The organism is Dietzia sp. DQ11-38-2 (assembly GCF_014145055.1).
Lineage (GTDB): Bacteria > Actinomycetota > Actinomycetes > Mycobacteriales > Mycobacteriaceae > Dietzia.
Map to the genome: position 1 here is coordinate 1 of NZ_JAALDW010000262.1, position 3,776 is coordinate 3,776.

The 3,776-nt window shown below is 70.0% G+C and carries 3 protein-coding genes, 1 tRNA gene and 1 pseudogene; 2 read left to right on the plus strand and 3 right to left on the minus strand.

Annotation, left to right across the window (positions count from 1 at the left end):
- The 3 genes from G6026_RS09575 to G6026_RS17820 all read right to left on the minus strand — a co-directional run.
- Positions 1–793: protein phosphatase 2C domain-containing protein (locus G6026_RS09575; protein WP_182613027.1), on the minus strand; the 793-nt coding region annotated here is incomplete at its 3' end.
- Positions 790–1,248 carry an FHA domain-containing protein gene (locus tag G6026_RS09580; protein ID WP_107755257.1) on the minus strand — a complete coding sequence of 153 codons (459 nt, stop codon included), beginning with the start codon at positions 1,246–1,248 and terminating at the stop codon, positions 790–792. The genes G6026_RS09575 and G6026_RS09580, both read right to left, overlap by 4 nt.
- Before the next feature lie 86 nt (positions 1,249–1,334).
- Entirely contained in the window at positions 1,335–2,213 is an 879-nt protein-coding gene (locus G6026_RS17820) for a DUF3662 and FHA domain-containing protein (RefSeq protein ID WP_107755258.1), read from the minus strand.
- 210 nt (positions 2,214–2,423) lie between these two features.
- Here G6026_RS17820 and G6026_RS09590 point away from each other — a divergent pair.
- Positions 2,424–2,506: transfer RNA gene (locus G6026_RS09590), tRNA-Leu, on the plus strand.
- Between the two features lie 496 nt (positions 2,507–3,002).
- A pseudogene (locus G6026_RS09595) lies at positions 3,003–3,776 on the plus strand (NAD(P)(+) transhydrogenase (Re/Si-specific) subunit alpha); the annotation flags it as partial.

The following is a 3,776-nucleotide window of genomic DNA, read 5'->3' on the forward strand; positions in this document are numbered from 1 at the left end:
CGGCGTTGACGGCGATCTCGCCGGGCTCGTCCGTCGAGGCCGCGCCCACGACCACGGGCACGACCGAACCGCCGCGTGGGGAGTCGACCACGTCTGCCACGACGACCGTCACGTTGTCGGGCCCTCCCGAGCGCAGCGCGAGCTGGACCAGGCGCTCGGCGGCGGCGTCGGCGGAGCCGGTGGCGAGGGTCTCGGCGATGGTCTCGGTGCTCACCGGGTCGGACAGGCCGTCCGAGCAGAGGAGGTAGCGATCTCCCACCCGGGCTTCCCGGACGGCGGTGGTGGGCTCGACGGGCTCGCCGGTGAGAGCCTTGAGGATGAGCGAGCGGCGCGGGTGCACGTGGGCTTCCTCGGCGGTGAGCTCGCCGCGGTCCACGAGTGACTGGACGAAGGTGTCGTCCTTGGTGATCTGCGTGAGGACGCCGTCGCGGAGCAGGTACGCACGTGAGTCGCCCACGTGGAGCAGCCCCATGCGTCGCCCGTCGAAGAGCAGCGCGGTCAGCGTGCAGCCCATCCCGTCGGCCTCCGGATGCGCCTCGACGTGCGCGGCGATCGCCCGGTTGCCCTCGTTCATCGCCCTGCTGAGCGCGCCGGCGAGGTCGGAACCGGGTTGGTCCTCGTCGAGCCTGGCCAGGGTCGCGACCATGATCTGACTGGCCAGCTCGCCCGCGGCGTGGCCCCCCATGCCGTCGGCCAACACGAGGACGCGGGGAGCGGCGTAGGCGGAGTCCTCGTTGTTCTCGCGCACCATCCCCGTGTGTGAGCGGGCGGCGTAGCTGAGCGACGGGGTCACGCGCGCAGCTCGATCACGGTCTTGCCGATCCGGATCGGCGTGCCCGCGGCCACCTTGACCGGTGTCGTCACCCGCGATCTGTCCAGATAGGTGCCGTTGGTCGAACCCAGGTCCTCGAGGAACCAGTCCGGCCCGTGGGGGGACAGCCTGGCGTGCTGGTTGGACGCGTAGTCGTCGTCGATCACCAATGTGCACGAGTCGGCGCGGCCGAGCAGGACCGGCTGCTCGGAGAGGGTGATGCGGGTTCCGGCCAGGGCGCCCTGTGTGACGACGAGGTGGCGTATCGCCTTGGTGCCGCGGCCGAGGAATCCACCACGACGCTCACCCTGGCCACCCGACCTCATCCCGACGTTGCCGAAGACATCGGTCTTCAGCGCGCGCAGGACGAGGTAGATGAACAGCCACAGCATCACCAGGAGGAGGCCACGCGAGAGTTGCAGAACGAGTCCCTGCACGAGTTCGGTCCTCCCTCTCCGGTCAGGTCACCTCGGGCAACGTGTGATCGCCCCCGGAGGTTCCCGGGGGTCCATGCCTGTCGAGGCTAGTCGAACCGGACGGTGATCTCCGAGTGTCCTACCCGGATCACGTCGCCGTCCGCCAGCTGCCAGTCCTGCACGGGGCCCTCGTTGACCGTGGTCCCGTTGGTGGAGCCCAGGTCGGACAGGACCGCCTCGCGGCCGTCGAAGTGGATGTCCGCGTGCTGCCGGGACACCCCGGTGTCCGGCAGGCGGAAGGCGGCGTCCTGGCCGCGTCCGAGCAGGTTGGACCCGCGCTGGAGACGGAACGTCCGACCGGATCCGTCCTCGAGGTGAAGTGTCACCGAGAGCGAGGCGCGTCCCTGGGTGATCTGCGTGGGGGCGTCGGACGGGCCGCCCCACCCGGTGTTCTGGGCTGCGGATCCGGAGCGGGTGGCGACGGGGTAGTTGGAGGCGGGTGCCTTCATGGGGTGTCTCTCCTGACTGGCGTCCGGCGGCGCGGGGACCGGCGACGACGGAGCCGGATGGCCCGGTGCCGGCGCCGGCGCGGCGGCCGAGATGTGGAAGGGGACCGCGTCGGGGTCCACGACCCCGTTGATGCGCAGCTGCCCGGTGTGGAGGTCGTCGCGCTCGACGAACGTGACCGTGACCGGGCCGTAGGTCTCCCACCCCTGCTCCGCGATGTGATCCGAGAGGTGGCGGGAGAAGGTCTTGACGGCCAGGGCCTCGTCCTCCGTGAAGGACGCGTAGTCCGACCGGGCGAGGGTGATGGTGTAGCTGTTGGAGACGAGCAGGTGACCGTCGACCACCTTGAGCGAGGCCTCCGCCTGCCTGCGTAGCTGTGACTCCACCTCGGCCGCGACCACCTTGCCACCGAAGAGTCGGGCGAAGGCGTCCCCCACCGCACCCTGGAGTGTGCGTTCGAACTTGCCGACGATTCCCATGAGTGCCTCCTCTTCTGTGGTGTGTGCCCGGTTCCGCGGTGTGCGTCTGGTTCGTCCGCCCCGCCACTCGTGTGGGCGGCATCCGGTCGATCATAGAGGCGGGAGCGGCCCGAAGCACGCCTCAAAACACCCCGGGGGCCGCGTGACCGTGCTCCACCAGCGGATTGGTACGGCCGGTGTGGCGCGTGTTAACGTATTCGGGCGTTACTCGGGCGAGTGGCGGAATGGCAGACGCGCTGGCTTCAGGTGCCAGTGTCCTTCGGGACGTGGGGGTTCAAGTCCCCCTTCGCCCACACATCCAGTGCAGCCGGGTTGCCCCGGAGAAGCCGGCCGACAGGCCGGCTTCATGCATTTCCGGGCGCGACAGAGCTCCGGCGGAGGGTGGTCGGACGGCGTCCACCCCACCTGAATCAAGTTCAATTCTTGTCGTGTCGTAAGCTCATCCAGACGTGCTCCCGGGTAGCGGCACCACCATGCCGAGGCCCGGAGGGCATTGCCGACCAGGTGGACGGAGCAGAGAGCACCCTCTCGCCCGCCCTGCCCGCGAGCTCGTACCCCGGCTCGCATCGAACTGATCGCCCGTGATGAAAGGTCCGAGACCGGTTTCCGACGCGATCCCGGATGACCCCACGCCGGGGCCGGCAACCGTGTAAGGATCGGACATCGTTCGTGGTCGGTCGTGCCGGTCTACCTGCGTCGCCCCATCACAACGCTGTCCTCCACAACGCTGTCTTCCACAATGCTGTCGAAGGAACCCCCATGGCCTCGAGCCTCGAAGAGATCCCCGATATGTCCCCGCAGACCGAGGTGCCGGATCCCGCCGCCGCCCCCTCGGTGATCGGCGTGGTCGCCGAGTCCGATCCCTCGGAGAGGCGGGTGGCCGCCACGCCGGCGACGGTGGCGAAGCTGATCGGCCTGGGATACCGGGTCGTGGTGGAGAACGGGGCGGGAACCCGCGCCGAGTTCTCCGACGCGGCCTACGCCGACGCCGGCGCCGACCTGGTCGACGGCGACACCGCCTGGTCGAGCGACGTCGTGATGAAGGTCGCCGTCCCCACCGAGACCGAGGTGACGCGACTGCGGCCGGGCGCCACCCTCGTCGGACTCCTGGCGCCCGCTCAGAACGAGCGGTTGCTGTCCGTCCTGGCCGAGCGCGGGGTCACCGCACTGGCGATGGACGCGGTTCCGCGGATCTCCCGTGCGCAGTCGATGGACGTCCTGTCCTCCATGGCCAACATCGCCGGCTACCGCGCCGTGATCGAGGCCGCCCACCACTTCGGCCGGTTCTTCACCGGACAGGTCACCGCGGCGGGCAAGGTCCCGCCGGCGAAGGTGCTGGTGGCCGGTGCGGGCGTGGCGGGTCTGGCGGCGATCGGTGCGGCCAGCAGCCTCGGCGCGATCGTCCGCGCGACCGATCCGCGTCCCGAGGTGGCCGACCAGGTCAAATCGATCGGTGGCGAGTACCTGCCGGTCGAGGTCCCCGACGAGGAGAAGGTCGTCTCCACGGACGGGTACGCCAAGGCGACGAGCGAGGCCTACGACCGGGCGGCGGCGGCCCTGTAC